The sequence below is a fragment of the Arthrobacter sp. Soil764 genome (genome assembly GCF_001428075.1).
Taxonomy (GTDB): domain Bacteria; phylum Actinomycetota; class Actinomycetes; order Actinomycetales; family Micrococcaceae; genus Arthrobacter.
This window is the reverse complement of sequence record NZ_LMSI01000012.1, coordinates 267712-282585: the sequence shown is the minus strand read 5'-3', so window position 1 is coordinate 282585 and position 14874 is coordinate 267712. Positions and strand designations below refer to the sequence as shown.

Here is a 14874-nt window from a genome sequence, read left to right as displayed (position 1 = left end):
AAGGATGGAGCCATGAACCAGGCCAGCATCCGCCAGCACCAGGAATCCGTCACCGTCGAAGCATCAGCCGAGACACTTTACGACTTGGTCTCCGACATCACCCGGACCGGTGAGTGGAGCCCGGTGTGCACTTCGTGCTGGTGGGACGACGAAGAGACCGCAGGCCAGGCTGGTGCCTGGTTCACCGGGCGCAATGAGCTCCCCAACCGGACTTGGGAAACCCGGTCCCAGGTGGTGGCGGCCGAGCGCGGCCGCGAGTTCGCCTGGGTGGTGGGCGGCAAGTTTGTCCGCTGGGGCTTCACCCTCACCCCGTCAGACTCAGGCACCATCCTTAGCGAGTCCTGGGAATTTCTGCCGGACGGGATAGCGATGTTCAGGGAGAAGTACGGTGCTGAGGCTGATGCGCAGATCGCCGACCGCACCCGGCAGGCGCTGGACGGCATTCCTAAAACGCTCGCCGCGATCAAGCGGATCGCTGAGTCCAGCGAGGCAAACAAGGAAGTCAGGTCCTAGGACTCGGACCTGCTGCCTCCCGGGGAGAGCGCATGAAGTCCTGCTTGAGTCGCTGCCCGCACGAGTTCCTTGTCGAACGCGACCAGGGTCTGGGATTCAAGTCTGATCGCAGTGGTGAGGTGAATCGCGTCGGCGCTGCGCAATTTTCCTGGCAGCGCGGCCGCATACAAAAGGTCTGAGCGCGTCACGTCCACCAGATTGACTCCGTCCAGGACGGCGTTGACCAATTCGGGCGGCAGGCCGCGGCGGTTAGCGACGCAGTGCAGTTCTGTGTAGAGGAGCATCGAGGCGACAAGCCGGTCGCCCCGATGCGCGGCTGCTGAGAGGAATTCGGCCAGTAGCCGGGATTCAGGTTCCTCGACCACCAGCTTGAGGGCGGCTGAAGTATCTAGGTATATGATCACCGGTCGCCGCGGAGGTCAGCGAGCATTTCTGCCGTGCTGACATCAGGCGTCACTCGTTCAAGCAACTGGAAGTCGACCGGATGCTGTGATGCCTGCCGAACGCTGCCGGAGAGCAGTAGACGCTCGAAGGGCGAGGCTGCAGGCGGGATCAGGGTGGCTGCTACTTCACCATTGTTCGTAACGTCGATGGTTTCGCCGTTTTTCACCCGCTCCAGGATCTTGCTGCTCTGGTTGCGTAACTCCCGGTGGGGGATAGTTGTCATGGCGGACCTCCGTAGCAATCGTAGCACTGAGTCTCAGTCGCCTGAGGGCCCAATCCCAATGGATCAGCTCCTGCTCCAATCGAACACTTGCTCCGTAGGTGTCGTTGCCCAGTGCTTCGTAAAGTTCCGACTCAGCTCTGGTCAGCCGCGTGAGTGCAGCCCGTGAAGGTCCCGATTCCCCGCTCCAGGCCTCGCGGTGGGCGAGGAATGTTTCCTCGTCCATGAGCACACTCTCGACGTGCGGATGGACTGCCCGCAACTGGTCCAGGATCCGGAAGCCATGGGTGTCGATGTCACCCCAATAGAGGACCCGGCAAGCCCGCAGCCATGTTGCATCGCGCAACGATGAGAAACCATAGCCGCCGCCGTAAAGCGCCAACGTTCCGGCCTGCTCAGGCAGGGCGAGGAAGTTGACCTGGTTCTCCGTGGCAATCACCTTCTCCACCGGCAGAGTTAAGGAACCGAACGCCTCTGCTGTCACCGTGATGTCCTGAGCCGGGCCAAGGACCTCAATGGCAGGGTCCAAAATCCGGAACCGGACCAGCTCGGGCGGATGGAGGAAGCCGTGCCGCCGGGCAAAGCGGGCCGCGGGTGTGCGGCCGGCCCCGCTTTCCAAAGCGGCGTCTGATTGGGCAGCCTCCAGGCCAGTCGCCGGACCCACCGCTTCAGAAGGTACGGGCACCGCCGCAACAGTGGCCAGCAGCTGGTCGATGACCTGCCGGTGCCGTTCGATGAACTTCGTATGCACCCCTGGCAAACCCAGTTGCCGGACGTAAATCCCCGGCGACGGGTTGTCGTTCAGCAACAGTGCAACCCGTGCAGCAAGCAACGCATCGGATCCCAGTTCAAGGAGCTTCAGAGGGCGCCGCGACGCCCACTCCACCAGCAGCGGATCCAGGTTCCCAAGGCTGCCGGCAAGAGCACGAAAACGTGCAGCCTCCCGTGCCTTCCCGACAAAGGCAATCTCGTCCTCCACCGTGGAAAACACGGCAGCAGCCGGAATCCGGTTGGACCCGACGGTCCGCTGACCCAGCTCCACCGTCTCCAGCGAATACGCACCGGCCCCGGCAGTAAGCTCAGCCGCCCAGCCCCGGACCGCAGCATAATCACCTAGCAGTTCCGCCGCCGTCGGACGCTTCAGAGGGCGCCGCCGCGGATACGCCCCGGACGGCTCCAACGGCTCCCGCAGCAGCGCCCCGCTGGTCCATCCCTTCAGCGACTGCGCCCGCAGGCCGGCCAGCGAAGTCCACGACTTAGCGGCCACGCCGGTCCTTCTCCTCGCGGTACTCCTGGATGGTCAGGTTCCGCAGCTGTGAATCGTCGCCGTTCGTGTTCGCCACAAACCCCACATGCGAGACGAACGGCTCGATCACATGGATCTTCTGCAGGGGAGTGACGATCAGCAGCTGCAGCTTCATCCGCTGGAACAGCTCCAGCCCGTAACGGGCCGACTCGTCCGAGCCGCGCCCGAACGCCTCGTCAATCACCACAAACCGGAAACTCCGCCCACTGCCGACGTTCCTGCCCGCACCCTTGCCCGAACCCAGCCCAAACTGGAACGCCAGCGCCGCCGCCAGAATGGTGTACGCCAGCTTCTCCTTCTGCCCGCCGGATTTGCCGCCGGAATCCGTGAAGTGCTCATATTCCTCGCCGGTTTCGGTCCACTTCTCAGAGGCCGAGAACGTGAACCAGTTGCGTACATCGGTCACCTTCGCGGTCCACCTCCGGTCCAGGTCGGTGAGACCCTCCCGTCCGCGGAACCGGTCGATCAGCCGCTCCACCTGCAGGTATTTCTGCTCCGAGTACTGGTCCTCGTCCCCGATGGTGCCTTCCGAGCAGGCCCGCAGATCGCTGCCGAACTCCCGGACATCCTGGTCCGCCGTTGCCTGCTGCTCCAGCTGGATGTGCCGCCCCGTGTTGTACGGAATGCCCGCCAGCGACTGGTTGATCTCGCCGATCCGGGTAATGATGTCCTGCCGCCGGCCGTCCAGGTACGCATTGAAGGCCACCACCTCGCGGATGGTGTTCCGGTTCAACAGGTCCTTGAACTGATCCTCGAACCGCGGCAGGTCGTTGCCCACCAGCTGCTCCAGCAGCCGAGTGTAATCCGGCGCAGCCTCCAGCGACGCATCGAAGTCCGTGGTCTCGTTGGGGTACTTGTTGCGGAATTCAGCCATCTGCCGGACCGTGCTTTCAGCCGCCCGGGCGATCCGCTTGGACAACGCGTCGATCCTGTCCGTCAGGCCGTTCCGCACCGCGCTTTCCAGGGTGGCGGTGTTCTTGTACGTAAGCGGCTTGTCGCCGAGCGCTTCTTCGGCGAGGCGTCCGACGGCGGCCAGCACCCCGCCGTCGTCCGTCACGGGCGTCTCAGCGAGGACAGCGCGGCACTCCTCGATCGCCTCGGTGATGTCCCGTGCGTCCTTCTCGTTGGCACCGAGGCGCTGCTGCAGCTTGCCCGCCTTGTCCTCCAGCCGCTCCAGTTGGCCCGTGACCTGCTGCTGTTTGGCCATCAGCTGCTGCAGGACGTCGCTGGTGGTTTCCAGCGCGCGCTTCTCCACCTTGAGGTCCTCGATGCTGCGGGCCGTGGCCTGCCAGCTGATCTCGCCGAACTCGTTCACGGACCGGACGATGCCAAGCTGCTGGTTGTGCCGGCCAAGCGCCCCCAGCTCACGGTTGACCCGGTCCAGCTGCCCCGCCACCACCTTCAGCTTGCCCTGTACCTCATCCTGCTCGGTGCGGAAGCGGGCGATCTTTTCGTGGTTGTCCCAGCCCAGCACGTAATTGCGCCTGTCCGCCAGGTCCTTGCGGTCATCCTTCTCGTGCCGTCCGCGGCCGCCCTTGAGCTGGCCGTTGACCGTCAGTGCCTTGGGGTAGCGCCGGAACTCCGCCAGGCTCTCACAGCAGTAGTAGTCGTACCTGCTGCTGAGCTCATCGTGCAGGAAGTCCCGGAACGGAGTGCCCTGCTTGATGGCGATCTTCGCAGCCAGCGTCCCGGGTTCGGCAGCCTTGGGCGTGTGCGAGTCTCCGACCCGCAGATAGACCAGCCGGCCACGCAGATTGTTGGCGTCCACCCACGTGCTGACATCGGCATAGTGCTCGGCGGGCACCAGGAGCGAGAGCGCGAATCCACGCAGCGTCCGTTCCGCCGCACCCTCCCACGCGGCCTCACCGTCACGGACCTTGAGCAACTCGCCAACGTAGGCAAGCTCGCTGTCTTTGATACCTGTTCCCTCACAGAGACGGCGGCGGATGTCCAGCTGGGGAAGCGGGATCAGGTTGCGCCGGGCCTGCAGGCTGGTCAGTTCCGCGGCGATCTCCGCGGCCTTGGCCCGAAGCTCCGACTCCTGGATGGACAGGGCGGTGCGGTCCTCCTGCAGCGCGTCCGAGCGGCCGGCCAGGCCCTGCTCCACCTCCGCGAGGCGTGCCCGGTTGGCATCAAACACGACCCGGTCCTCGGGAGCCTGCAGACCGAGCTCCGCCGCGGCGGCGGAGTAGGCCTCGAACCGCTGCCGCTGCTGACTGGACTTGGCGGCCAGGGCGGCCAGGTCGGCGTCGATCGCTGCCAGCCTGCCGCCGCCGTTGGTGCGGATGTCCTCCTCCACCCCGGCGAGGTCCCGCCGCAGCTGCTTGACCTCGCCGTTGAGCCGCTCCGAGTCCTCCTGCAGCCGCACGCCCGTCCGCTCAAGCTCGGCCTGGTGTTCCAGGCTCAGCTGCAGTTTCCGGTCGGTGAACCATGGGTGCAGCTGGTCCCGCTGTTTGCGGGCCATTTCATCCTCGGCGCTGACCTTTGCATGCTGCGCGGCGCCCTCCCTGATGGGAGTCAGCAGCGTGATCTGGTCCTTGGCGGTGAGGACGGCGTCGTGGGCTTTCTTCAGGTCGTCAAAGTGGTGGATCAGGTTGGTGATCCGGGCGGCAACGTCGTCCTCCTCGAGCATGTTGCTGCGCACGAACGAGGTATGTTTTCCACCTGCTTCATGGACACGGTGCGGTGGAACAGCTCCATGGCCTGGTTGCCGCTGATCCCGAAGTGCCGTTTAAACGCCGCAGAATACGGGTCAAAGGTGTCATGGACAGCTGCGCCTGCTGCCCGGAGCTTCTTCTTCAGCTTCAGCGGGTCCTGGCCGAAGCTGCTGAAGTCCGCGGCGATGGACTGCTCGGCTTCGGCGAGCGAGTAAAACCGGTTGGGCGTCCCGGCCTCCTGCGCGGCCCACAAGGTGATGCCCAAAGTAACCCACTTGCCCAGCACGGCGTTGCGGAAGACACCCAGCACCACGGTCAGCTGGCCGGTCCCGCGCAGGGCCACCGGCTTCGAGTACTCCCCGCCGGTGCTCCGGGCGCTTTTGTGGAAGCCGCGGACGTAGGAGGTGAGCGACCGTTCCTTCTTCTGCGCCCCGGCTGCCTTGTTGTACTCGATCTTGTGCGCGGGCAGCAGCAACGTGGTGATCGCATCCACCACCGTGGACTTGCCGGAACCGATGTCGCCGGTGAGCAGGCTGTTGGCCCCGTCCAGCCGGAACGTGCGCACGCCCTGGTGGAATGTGCCCCAGTTGAGCAACTCCAAACGGTGTAGCCGGAATCCTGGCGGAGTGCCGGCGTCGTCCGCTGTCTCGTCCAGGCTGAACAAGCTCTCCTGCAGGTCCGCGCCCAGGTCCATCGTCACTTGCCCTCCCCAACGGCTGGTGCTGCCTGGCGCTCGCCGGCCAGCGGCTCGCCGGCGAGTGTTGCCTTGTAGTCGGACAGCCGCGCGTCGAACTCCTCAAGCCACTGCGCATCCACGTACGCCTTGAGGATTCTCGCCACCTCGAAGGTGTCCTGCTGCCCCTTGAGCCTGCGGAGGAAACCGAGCTCCACCACCTTCTTGATGTCCGTGCCCAGCCGGTCCAGGACCTTGGCCTCGTTGCTGGACTCCGGCAGGAAGACCGCCACCATGTCCGCGATTTCCTGCCCCGTCATGATGAGCCGGACTTCGCTGCTGTTGATGTCGAACTCCATCATCCGGCGGCGGAGCAGGGCCAGCAGCAGGCTGACGTTGAATGTCAACGTGCGGCGTGCGATGAGCCGTGGGAGCGTGCTGTCCGGATCGTCCTTGGAGCGGAGGAACGCGTAGCCTTCGGCCTCATCGAGGACCAGGTCCAGGCCCAGCACGGAGACGTAATCGCGCACCTGCGAGGTCAGGCCGAGCAGGGACTGCCACACCTTCTCGTCGTCCTCCGCATTCAGAACGCCCTTGAACATCCGGGTGACGACGGCGGGAAGTTCCTCGGGCGTGCGGGTTTCCGTATCAGTGGCGGGGTTCATGCCGGCCTTCCGAAGATGATCTGTTCGATGGTGGCTTCGCGGACACTGCCGTCCGGCAGCCGCCAGGACAGGTGCTGGGACTGCTCTGGATTGATGGTGGCCCAGTCCGACTCGGTGGCCAGCTGGTAGTAGGCCACCACTTCGGCCAGCCCTTGGGAGAGCGGGTGCTTCTCGGTAATTTCCACGAGGGTTGCCTGGTCGGCCTCAGCCAGCACGGCATCGATGTTGGCCTTCAGGCGTTCCTTGTCCACAAAGAACTGGTTGAACAGGGCGCCCGCATCCACGTCCAGGTCCTCGGCGTTCTCCACGCTGTCCTCAACTGTCACCTTGCGGCTGGGCTCGTACAGCGGCCGTTCGAACGGCAGCACCACGTCCACGGAGGGCGCCTCAATCTCCATGAAAGCGCCCGACGGCGGTGCCTCCCGGGTGCCCAGCGCGGCGGATTCGATGCTTCTGATCAGCTGCATGATGCGCTTGTTTTCGAGGAACACCTTGTCATCGAGCAGCCGGCGCATCTGCTGGGAGAGCTGGCGGACGGTGGCCTGGGTCTGTTCGACGGCGGGCAGCCAGTCCTGGTGCAGATTGGCCACGGCATGCAGGCTGTCGCTGCCGGCCAGCGCTTCAATCTGGGTGGCCCGGTGCAGCAGGTCCTGCAGTTCCGATCGCATCGTCGGTGACATGAGGTAGTCCCAGAAGCCCTGGAAGGTGCGGCCCTGCAGGGAGCTGCTGATGTCCTGCTGGTTGTCGAAGATCGATTCGAGCAGTTCGCCCTGAGTGCCCACCCACGTGGCGATCTGCTCGCGCACCTGCCGGTCGAGCTTCCGGAAGTTCTGCTCGACTTCGCGGAAATCGGACAGGAGGTCCCGGGCCAGGGCGGTGAGCTGCTGCAGGTGGTCCAGGGCCTCCGGGGCGGTCATGACGCGAATGTTGCCGTCCCTGATCCGCTGCATCTCGGCGTCGATCCCATCCCGCTGGCGCTGCAGTTCCGCCAGCCTGACCTCCGGGTCTGTTTCCGACTGCTGTACCAGCTGCTTGAGCACGGCAAAGATGCTGGTCAGCCGGGACTGGGTAGCCACGAAATCCCGGCCGCGGAGTGTCTCCACCCAGCGGACCACGTCCTCTGCAGCCGCTGTGAGGTCGTAATGCGGCTCGTCCTCGCCCGGGACGTAGTACTTCCGCAGCCATTTGCGCTCGTCCGCCGCCCAATCGTCCAGGTATTCGCCTGCGGACCGGGGGAATCTGTCTTCGCCTTCGCTGTCCCGCAGCCCGAACAGCACGTCATCCAGGACGTCGATGAGTTCCTGCCGGCCCAGGTTGCGCTGGTTGGGCCCGGTGAAGGCAGCCATGAAGAACGCCAGGGCCAGCGGGGCGTTCTGGGCGCGGAGGAGCGACCAGCCTGCATGGTTGTCCCGCAGGGAGTTGATGGCGTAGAAGTCCATTCGGTTCCCGTGTTCGGTGCGTCACGTCGTCGCAATTTACTCTAGGCGACGGCTCCGACATTGTTCATCCAGCCGTAACCACTGCCGGCCTCCCCACTCCCTAAGCCCCCCTCCTTCAGGATTCACAGCGCCCCGCCCTTGACAGCCGGTCCGGCCCGTAAGGAGGATCAAGGTGCCGGCGTGCGTGACTGTTCCACGTACGCCGACCTGCGGTTCTGCTGCTGAAAGGGGATATGGGATGCGGCCGGCACTCCCTCGTGAAAAACCCTTCCGGCGCGTGGCCGCAGTTGCCGCTGCCCTGCTGGTGCTCCTTGCCACTGCCTGCACGCCGAAACCGCCGGAGCCGCCTCCCGCTCCCGATGTGCATATCGCCGCAGTGGGCGACATGAACCCCGCCGACAACGTTGACCCCGAAACCCCGGCCGGCAGGAATGCCACCGTGATCGCCAAACTCGTGGAGGACAACGAGATTGACGCGTTCCTGGGGCTGGGGGACTTCCAGTACGAGACCGGCTACTGCGACAACTACGTGAACACGTGGGCGAAGCTGTGGGGCGGCACCATGCCCAAGCTGTACTGGGTGTCCGCCCCCAACCATGACTGGGAGCCCGGCCGCAACGAAGACCTGGCGAAGTTCATGAACGGCCAATGCAAAGGCTCTACGGAGAAAGCTGCGATCAACCAGGAGCGCGGGTTTATCCCGAACGGGGAACCGTACTCCAAGGACTTCGGGAACTGGCACTTCGCGTTCCTGTCGTCTGCGCTGTGGCGGTACGACGAAAAGAAGGCTTCGGATGCCACCAAGTGGCTGGATAAGGACCTCGCCGCCGCCCAGAAGGCGGGCAAGCACCTTGCGGTGGTCTACCACGAGCCGTACTTCACCTCCGATACCGAGGAACACGGGCGCGCTGATTACCAGAAACCGTGGATCGACGTGATGTGGAAGTACCGGGTCCGGCTGACCCTGTCCGGGTCGCAGCACAACTACGAGCGGTCCTGCCCGGTGAACAACGCGGACAAATGCGTCGATGACGGGATGACGGCGTTCCAGGTTTCCACCGGAGGAATCGATCTCCGCCCGTTCACCAGCAAGCCGAAGTACATCGCCAAGCGGTTCAGCGACACCCGCGGGTTCCTCCGGCTGACGCTGCACGGCGACGGCTCCTTCGACTGGAACTTCGTTCCCACCACGGGATCCAGCACGGACACGGGCAAACGCTCCGCGCCATAGCCCAACGCAATCCCTGCCACAGCATTGACAAGGACGACGGCGGACACGGCTTGGGAGCGTCATCGGCTGAAGCCCGGTCCGCTACGTCGTCCCGACGAGAGCACCGATCCAGGTTGCGGCGAGCCAGTCCGAGAACCTCTCGTCGCTCCAGCCGCGCTGGCCCACGAGCTGGGCCCACAGGGTGCCGTCCATGGTCGCGTACAGCACGTCCCTGCATTCCTCTTCGCTGACGCCGAGCTGGCCGGTGGCGGCCGCGGCGTGGGCGTAGCGGGTGGCAACGTCCAGCCGCCGGTCCGCCCACTCGGCCAGCATCGCGGCCGCGTCGGGCTCGCTCGCAGCGGCTCCGGCAAGGGCGTCGAGGAGCGGAAAGATGCGGCGGTTGCTCGCCGTGACGAACACAGCGTGCCGGCGGATCCTGTTCGGCAGGTCCGGCTCGGCCAGGATTGACTGCATCTCCTCGCGGTCATACAGGGTCACGTCCGCATCGTCACCCCGAAAGTCCACATACCAAACGTGCCTCAGCAGCCCAGCTTTGCTGCGGAAGGTGGCGTACACGGTCTCGGCAGAGACTCCCGCGCGCTCGGCCACCTGCTTAATGGTGGTCTGGCCGTACCCCTGGGCAATGAAGAGTTCGTTCGCCGCCGCGATGATGCTCCGCCGTGTTTCTGCAGCCTGCTCCTGGCGGCGGCGGGAATCGTACTGCCTCTTGATCTTCCGTTCCATTGGATGCATTATAACTGTATTCAAAACGGTCTGACTGTAATGGAGTTGGTCATGTCAACTGAAACGGATGCCTTCCTGGCCGAAATGATTCCCCAGCAGCGAGCCGCGGACGGTGCGATCCACGACGGTGACGCCGCTCCACGCCTGGCGCTGTGGTCGCGGAACGATCCCGTAACCCTCTTCGGCGCGCAGCTCAGCGGATCGGGCTGGGGCGAGCTGGAGCCGATGTTCCACAACGTGGCCTCCTGGTTCTCCCACGCGGACTCCTTCGACCTCGAAATCGTCGCTGCCGGAGCAAGCGGCGACCTCGCCTACACGGTGGGCTACGAGCACACCTCCACAACCGTGGAGGGGACACCACGGCAGTACACGTTGCGGGTGACCCACGTCTACCGCCGGGAAGACGGCGAATGGCGGATTGTGCACCGTCACGCGGACTTCCCGCCGGGGGAGGCCGCTGTCCCATTCCCTGACGCCGCCAAGGGCGTGAGTGGTTGAGGGTGGGCGGCCATGCAACAGGAGACGGCAGCCTTCCTGGCTGAGATCCTGCCAAAGCAGCGGGACATGACGCTGGCGCTGCATAAGGGTGACGTGGCGCCCCGCCTGGCCCTATGGTCGCCCCGGAACCCCGTGACGCTGTTCGGCGCGCATATTTCCGGCGCGGGCTAGGCGGACCTGGAACCCAAGTTCCGCCAGGAGGCCCGCCGGTTCACGGGCTCCACCGGGTCTGAGTTCGAGCTCGTGGCAGCGGGTGCCAGCGGAAGCCTCGCCTACACGGCCGGATTTGAGCACAGCAGCGCCGTGGTTGATGGCATCCCCGCCGTCTACACGATGCGCACAACGCACGTCTATCGCAACAAAGGGGGCGTCTGGCGGATTATCCACCGGCACTCTGATCTCCTGGCAGATCAAGGTCGCCGGGGCCGCACGCCCTGACCGCGGGGAAGGTGGTCCGGAGCAATGCGGTCACGGTTTCGAAAAATGCCCAAACTCAAAGCTCCAGCCGGAACACCCACAGCAGCACGTCCTCGCCCGGCACGTACCAGTCCCGCTCCGGCGCGCGGCGGAACCCCAGGGACCGGTACAGCGCATGCGCCCGCTCCATGAACGTGGCGCTGGTGATGCTGATCGCCCCGATGCCGGGCAGCTGCCGCGCGTGCTCCATAATCGCGCGCACCACGGCCCGCCCCACGCCGGCACCCTGGTGTTCCGGATCCACCGCCAGCATCCGGAACTCCAGCTCCCCGTCCAGGGCGATCTCGCTGTACGGCTGGCCGGCGAACGTCAGCGTCACCGCCGCCACCACCTTCCCGGCGGCCTCCGCAACCCACACCTCCGCCCGGGCGGCGCGGTGCTCCACGTCCTCCAGCACGCTCATGTAGGGATGGCCGGCGGCGAAGTGCCCCGCCCGCAGGTAAGCGTCACGGGTGATGCGCCGGACCTCGGGAAAGTCCGACGGCGCCGCACGCCGCAGTGCCACACTCACCGGGCGTCCAGGGCGGGGGCAGTCCGCTCCACATAGTGGCCCAGCTGTGCCAACGCGGGCTGGGAGGAAGGATCGCTGACGGCGGCGGCACCCACCGCGTTCGCAACAGCAAGTGCGGCAGCGTTGTCCAGCCCCGTCCGCAGGGCCAGGACCAGGGCGGAGCAGAAGGCATCGCCGGCGCCGATGGTGTTCACCACGCTGACGGCGGGCGCCGGCACCTCCGCCACCTTCCGGCCGTGCTCAAAGATGGCGGAACCATCGCCGCCGTAAGTCACGGCCACGAACTTGGCTGAGGCCAGGGCCGGGATCAGGGCGTACTCGCTCTCGTTGACGATCACCAGGTCGCAACGCTCCAGAAGTTCCGCCGGCAGGTCCATGGCCGGCGCCGCGTTCAGCACAAAATAGCCCTGCGCCTTCCGGGCCGCCTCCAGCACCACGGGCAGGCCCACCTCCAGCTGGCACAGCACGGTCTCATCGGCAGAGAACTCCACCCCGTCGAGTGCGAGGTGGGAGTTGGCGCCCGGGCACACCACAATCTGGTTTTCGCCCCCGGCATCCACCACAATCAGCGCCGTCCCCGTGGCCTCCGGCAGCACAGCAACGTCTGCAGTATCCACGCCGGCCGAAGCCAGCGCGTCCAGCATTCCCTGGCCGTGCGCGTCGTCGCCCACCGCTCCGATCATGCGGACCCCGCCGCCCAGCCGGGCGGCGGCCGCCGCCTGGTTGGCACCCTTTCCGCCAGGCTGCCGGGAAAGAAGGCCGCCGCCAATGGTTTCGCCGGCGGTGGGAAGCCGCCCTGCGGTGGCGATCAGGTCCAGGTTTATGCTGCCCACCACGGTGACGGCAGGAAGTCGATTGCTCATGGGAAGACTCTCTGAAGGGGGAGGGCCGGAAGCGGCCGGATTAAGAAAAAGTGTAGCCCATGGTTGTACTTGTGAGTCATACATGGTTGTATAACAACTCGAATCAAGGCACGAAGACCGGATTCGATCCCCACCCCGTTCGAACAAAGGAGTTTGATGTGAACGCCCCAACCCCCGCCACGGCCGCGCCTCCCGCCCAAGCCGCTGCCGCCGTCGTCCTCCCTGACGACGCCGCCAAGCTCTCCGGCCGCCGCGCCGCCCTGCTGATCTCCACGCTGCTGCTGGGCGTGCTGTCCTTCCAGCTCAACGCCAGCATGGTCACCCCGGCCCTGCCGCAGATCGCCGCCGACTTCGGCCGCGGCGCCGAAAGCACCGCCCCCGTCCAGTCCATGTTCTTCCTGGCCGGCGCCATCGCCGGCCCCGTGATCGGCCGCTGGAGCGACTTCATTGGCCGCCGCGCCGCGCTGCTGATGGTCCTGGGCATCATGGGCGCCGGCACTATCCTCTGCATCACGGCACCCACGCTGGAACTGCTCATCGCCGGCCGGTTCCTGCAGGGCGTCTCCAGCGCCGTCTTCGCGCTCGCCTACATCGTCCTCAGCGAGAACCTTCAGGCCAAGGTGTTCGGCACTTCCGTGGGCATCATCGCCGCCATCAACGGCGGCATCGGGGGAGTGGACGGCTGGGTGGGCGGGCTCCTGGCCGAGACCCTGGGCTTCCGGTCCATCTTCGTCGTCGTCCTGGCCCTGACCGTGATTTCCGCGGCCTGCATCCTCCGCATCGTTCCCGCCGGCCGCCCGCAGGGGGTCCGCGGCGCCATGGACTGGTGGGGCGCCGGCTCCCTCTCGCTGTTCCTGGTGTTCATCACCTACTTCGTCTCCGACGGATCCGCCGCCGGCTGGACCTCGCCCACCGCCCTGGCCCTGCTGGCCGGCACCATCGCCTCCTTCGCCGCCTTCTGGCTGATCGAGAAGCGGCGCAGCCACCCACTCATCGCCGTGCACCACCTCCGCTCCCGCCAGGTATGGCCGGTCATCACCACCACCGTCCTCACCCTCGCCGGCATCTTCGCCATCATCAACTTCACCGTGGTGCTGCTCAGCCAGGACCACGACGGCGGCTTCGGGCTTTCCGCCTCCGTCTCGGCGCTGCTGTTCCTCACGCCCGCCGCGCTCATTGGCGTCTTTGCCGCACCGCTGGCCGGCTGGCTGGCCGACCGCCGCGGCTGGATCAAGACCCTCCGCGTTGGCACCGGCATGAGCCTGGCCTGCGCCATCGCAGCCGCCATGTTCTCCACCAGCCAGCTTGCCGTCCTGATCGCCGTCGCGGCCCTGGGCATCTTCTACAACGGCCTGTTCCTCACCGCCATCAACGGGCTCTCGGTGCTGCTCTCACCCAAGGAAGCCCCGGCCGCCCTGCCCGGCATCAACGGTGCGTCCTTTGGCATCGGGGCGAGCCTCGGCGTCGTCCTGGTGGCGCCCTTCGCCGCCCAGGCCACCGCCGCCGGGTACGCCACCGCCCTCTGGATTTCCGTGGGCATCACGGCCGCCGCGTTCATCGTCAGCCTCTTCGTCGCCGCCCCCAAGGGCGAGACCCTCTAACCCCTTTTACTGTAGGAGAACCGCCATGACCACGCCCTTCCCGATCTACCTGGACTGCGACACCGGGATCGACGACGCCCTCGCCCTGGCCTACCTGCTGGCCGCCCCCGCCGCGGACGTGAAGGGTATCGGGACTGTCAGCGGCAACGTCAGTGCCGCCGTCGGCGCCCGCAACACCCTGGACCTGCTGGAACTGGCCGGCTCCGCGCACATTCCCGTGGCGCTGGGGGCGCACCACCCGCTGGCCGGGTCCTTCGGCGGCGGGGCGCCGTGGGTGCACGGGGAGAACGGGATCGGCGAGGTGTACCTGGCCCCGGCTGAGGCGTCACTGGCCGGGGAGTCCGCGGCGGAGATACTGGTGCGGCTGGCCCGGCTGTACCCGGGGACACTGCGCGTGGTGGCCATCGGGCCGCTGACCAACATCGCCGAGGCGCTGCGGCTGGAACCGGCACTGCCGTCGCTGGTGGACACCGTCACCGTGATGGGCGGGGCGGCCCTGGCGCCGGGCAACATCACGCCGGTGGCGGAGGCCAACATCCACAACGATCCCGAGGCCGCCGCCCTGGTGCTGGCCGCGGACTGGGACGTGACCCTGGTGCCGCTGGACGTGACCATGGCGTCGGTGCTGGAGGAGGACCACCGGCAGGCTTTGCTGGCTTCTTCTGCGCCGGTGCCGCGGGCGCTCGGGGAGATGCTGGGCTACTACTTCCGCTTTTACGAGGGAATTTACGGCCGGCCCTGCTCCGCCATGCACGACCCCCTGGCCGCGGCGCTCGCGGTGGGTGCCGTGACGCCCGCCGTCGCGCCGGTGGTGCGCGCCGCCGTCGACACTTCCGACGGGCCGGGCCGCGGGCAGACCATCTGCGACATGCGCGGACTGTACGCCGGCTACCCGCCCGTTCGGGGCGCCCGCTGCCGGGTGGTGCTCACGCTGGAAGAGGACTTCGCCCCGCACCTGGTGGAGACGCTGCTGGACCACCATGCGGGCGCGGAAAGCACGACGGCGGTGCTCGCCGAAGCGGGCACCGCCGTCTAGCGAAAGCCCGGCCTGTC

At 66.3% G+C, this 14874-nt stretch carries 17 protein-coding genes; 7 read left to right on the top strand and 10 right to left on the bottom strand.

Annotated features, from left to right (window positions below; translation table 11 throughout):
* Window positions 1-12 precede the first annotated feature (12 nt).
* Window positions 13-513 carry an SRPBCC family protein gene (locus tag ASG86_RS08875; protein ID WP_056332668.1) on the top strand — a complete coding sequence of 167 codons (501 nt, stop codon included), beginning with the start codon at window positions 13-15 and terminating at the stop codon, window positions 511-513.
* On the opposite strand, the gene ASG86_RS08870 is transcribed toward ASG86_RS08875, so the two are convergent.
* From ASG86_RS08870 to ASG86_RS08845, 7 genes are read right to left on the bottom strand one after another with little or no spacing between them, the layout of a single operon-like run.
* A complete protein-coding gene (locus tag ASG86_RS08870) occupies window positions 510-917 on the bottom strand; it encodes a type II toxin-antitoxin system VapC family toxin (RefSeq protein WP_056332665.1) in 408 nt (135 codons plus the stop codon). The two genes, ASG86_RS08875 and ASG86_RS08870, sit on opposite strands and share 4 nt — an antisense overlap.
* Window positions 914-1123, bottom strand: a complete 210-nt coding sequence (locus ASG86_RS20135; RefSeq protein ID WP_235565144.1) for a prevent-host-death protein antitoxin of TAS system — start codon at window positions 1121-1123, stop codon at window positions 914-916. Before ASG86_RS20135 ends, ASG86_RS08870 begins: the two co-directional genes overlap by 4 nt.
* Window positions 1083-2444: a Wadjet anti-phage system protein JetD domain-containing protein gene (locus ASG86_RS08865; RefSeq protein ID WP_056332661.1), complete on the bottom strand. Its 1362-nt coding sequence runs from the start codon at window positions 2442-2444 to the stop codon at window positions 1083-1085. The genes ASG86_RS20135 and ASG86_RS08865 overlap by 41 nt, the downstream gene beginning before the upstream one ends.
* Window positions 2434-5127, bottom strand: a complete 2694-nt coding sequence (locus ASG86_RS08860) for an ATP-binding protein (protein WP_056332656.1) — start codon at window positions 5125-5127, stop codon at window positions 2434-2436. Before ASG86_RS08860 ends, ASG86_RS08865 begins: the two co-directional genes overlap by 11 nt.
* Complete coding sequence (locus ASG86_RS08855; RefSeq protein WP_056332651.1) at window positions 5073-5834, bottom strand: ATP-binding protein; 762 nt, start codon at window positions 5832-5834, stop codon at window positions 5073-5075. Before ASG86_RS08855 ends, ASG86_RS08860 begins: the two co-directional genes overlap by 55 nt.
* 2 nt (window positions 5835-5836) lie before the next feature.
* A complete protein-coding gene (locus ASG86_RS08850) occupies window positions 5837-6478 on the bottom strand; it encodes a DUF4194 domain-containing protein (RefSeq protein WP_056332648.1) in 642 nt (213 codons plus the stop codon).
* On the bottom strand, window positions 6475-7917 hold the full coding sequence (locus ASG86_RS08845) for a DUF3375 domain-containing protein (RefSeq protein ID WP_056332645.1): 1443 nt from the start codon (window positions 7915-7917) through the stop codon (window positions 6475-6477). Before ASG86_RS08845 ends, ASG86_RS08850 begins: the two co-directional genes overlap by 4 nt.
* A gap of 277 nt (window positions 7918-8194) precedes the next feature.
* On the opposite strand from ASG86_RS08845, the gene ASG86_RS08840 reads away from it, so the two are divergent.
* Window positions 8195-9148 carry a hypothetical protein gene (locus ASG86_RS08840; protein ID WP_235565143.1) on the top strand — a complete coding sequence of 318 codons (954 nt, stop codon included), beginning with the start codon at window positions 8195-8197 and terminating at the stop codon, window positions 9146-9148.
* Window positions 9149-9229: 81 nt separating this feature from the next.
* Here the strand turns inward: ASG86_RS08840 and ASG86_RS08835 are convergent, their stop codons facing one another.
* Complete coding sequence (locus ASG86_RS08835) at window positions 9230-9871, bottom strand: helix-turn-helix domain-containing protein (RefSeq protein ID WP_056332640.1); 642 nt, start codon at window positions 9869-9871, stop codon at window positions 9230-9232.
* Window positions 9872-9922: 51 nt separating this feature from the next.
* On the opposite strand from ASG86_RS08835, the gene ASG86_RS08830 reads away from it, so the two are divergent.
* Genes ASG86_RS08830 through ASG86_RS20980 form a run of 3 tightly spaced genes read left to right on the top strand, consistent with a single transcriptional unit; the run spans window position 9923 to window position 10807 of the window.
* A complete protein-coding gene (locus tag ASG86_RS08830) occupies window positions 9923-10369 on the top strand; it encodes a nuclear transport factor 2 family protein (RefSeq protein ID WP_056332637.1) in 447 nt (148 codons plus the stop codon).
* Between the two features lie 12 nt (window positions 10370-10381).
* On the top strand, window positions 10382-10540 hold the full coding sequence (locus ASG86_RS20985) for a hypothetical protein (RefSeq protein WP_235565142.1): 159 nt from the start codon (window positions 10382-10384) through the stop codon (window positions 10538-10540).
* 6 nt (window positions 10541-10546) lie between these two features.
* Window positions 10547-10807, top strand: coding sequence for a nuclear transport factor 2 family protein (locus ASG86_RS20980; protein WP_442854295.1), 261 nt, complete (start codon window positions 10547-10549; stop codon window positions 10805-10807).
* A 55-nt stretch (window positions 10808-10862) separates the two neighbouring features.
* Here ASG86_RS20980 and ASG86_RS08820 read toward each other — a convergent pair whose 3' ends face one another.
* Window positions 10863-11357 (bottom strand): GNAT family N-acetyltransferase, encoded by a 495-nt coding sequence (locus ASG86_RS08820; RefSeq protein WP_056332634.1) that lies wholly within the window; start codon window positions 11355-11357, stop codon window positions 10863-10865.
* Entirely contained in the window at window positions 11354-12220 is an 867-nt protein-coding gene (locus tag ASG86_RS08815; RefSeq protein WP_056332630.1) for a ribokinase, read from the bottom strand. Before ASG86_RS08815 ends, ASG86_RS08820 begins: the two co-directional genes overlap by 4 nt.
* A 158-nt stretch (window positions 12221-12378) precedes the next feature.
* Between ASG86_RS08815 and ASG86_RS08810 the strand changes: the two genes are divergently transcribed.
* Window positions 12379-13821 (top strand): MFS transporter, encoded by a 1443-nt coding sequence (locus tag ASG86_RS08810; RefSeq protein ID WP_056332626.1) that lies wholly within the window; start codon window positions 12379-12381, stop codon window positions 13819-13821.
* 25 nt (window positions 13822-13846) lie between these two features.
* Entirely contained in the window at window positions 13847-14857 is a 1011-nt protein-coding gene (locus ASG86_RS08805; RefSeq protein WP_056332622.1) for a nucleoside hydrolase, read from the top strand.
* Window positions 14858-14874 lie beyond the last annotated feature (17 nt).

Bases quoted from the DNA above. Each gene is read 5' to 3' on its own strand.
- ASG86_RS08830 (WP_056332637.1), top strand. From the start codon at position 9,923: ATGTCAACTGAAACGGATGCCTTCCTGGCCGAAATGATTCCCCAGCAG.
- ASG86_RS08850 (WP_056332648.1), bottom strand. From the start codon at position 6,478: ATGAACCCCGCCACTGATACGGAAACCCGCACGCCCGAGGAACTTCCC.
- ASG86_RS08845 (WP_056332645.1), bottom strand. From the start codon at position 7,917: ATGGACTTCTACGCCATCAACTCCCTGCGGGACAACCATGCAGGCTGG.
- ASG86_RS20985 (WP_235565142.1), top strand. From the start codon at position 10,382: ATGCAACAGGAGACGGCAGCCTTCCTGGCTGAGATCCTGCCAAAGCAG.
- ASG86_RS08835 (WP_056332640.1), bottom strand. From the start codon at position 9,871: ATGGAACGGAAGATCAAGAGGCAGTACGATTCCCGCCGCCGCCAGGAG.
- ASG86_RS08805 (WP_056332622.1), top strand. From the start codon at position 13,847: ATGACCACGCCCTTCCCGATCTACCTGGACTGCGACACCGGGATCGAC.
- ASG86_RS08875 (WP_056332668.1), top strand. From the start codon at position 13: ATGAACCAGGCCAGCATCCGCCAGCACCAGGAATCCGTCACCGTCGAA.
- ASG86_RS08855 (WP_056332651.1), bottom strand. From the start codon at position 5,834: ATGGACCTGGGCGCGGACCTGCAGGAGAGCTTGTTCAGCCTGGACGAG.
- ASG86_RS08815 (WP_056332630.1), bottom strand. From the start codon at position 12,220: ATGAGCAATCGACTTCCTGCCGTCACCGTGGTGGGCAGCATAAACCTG.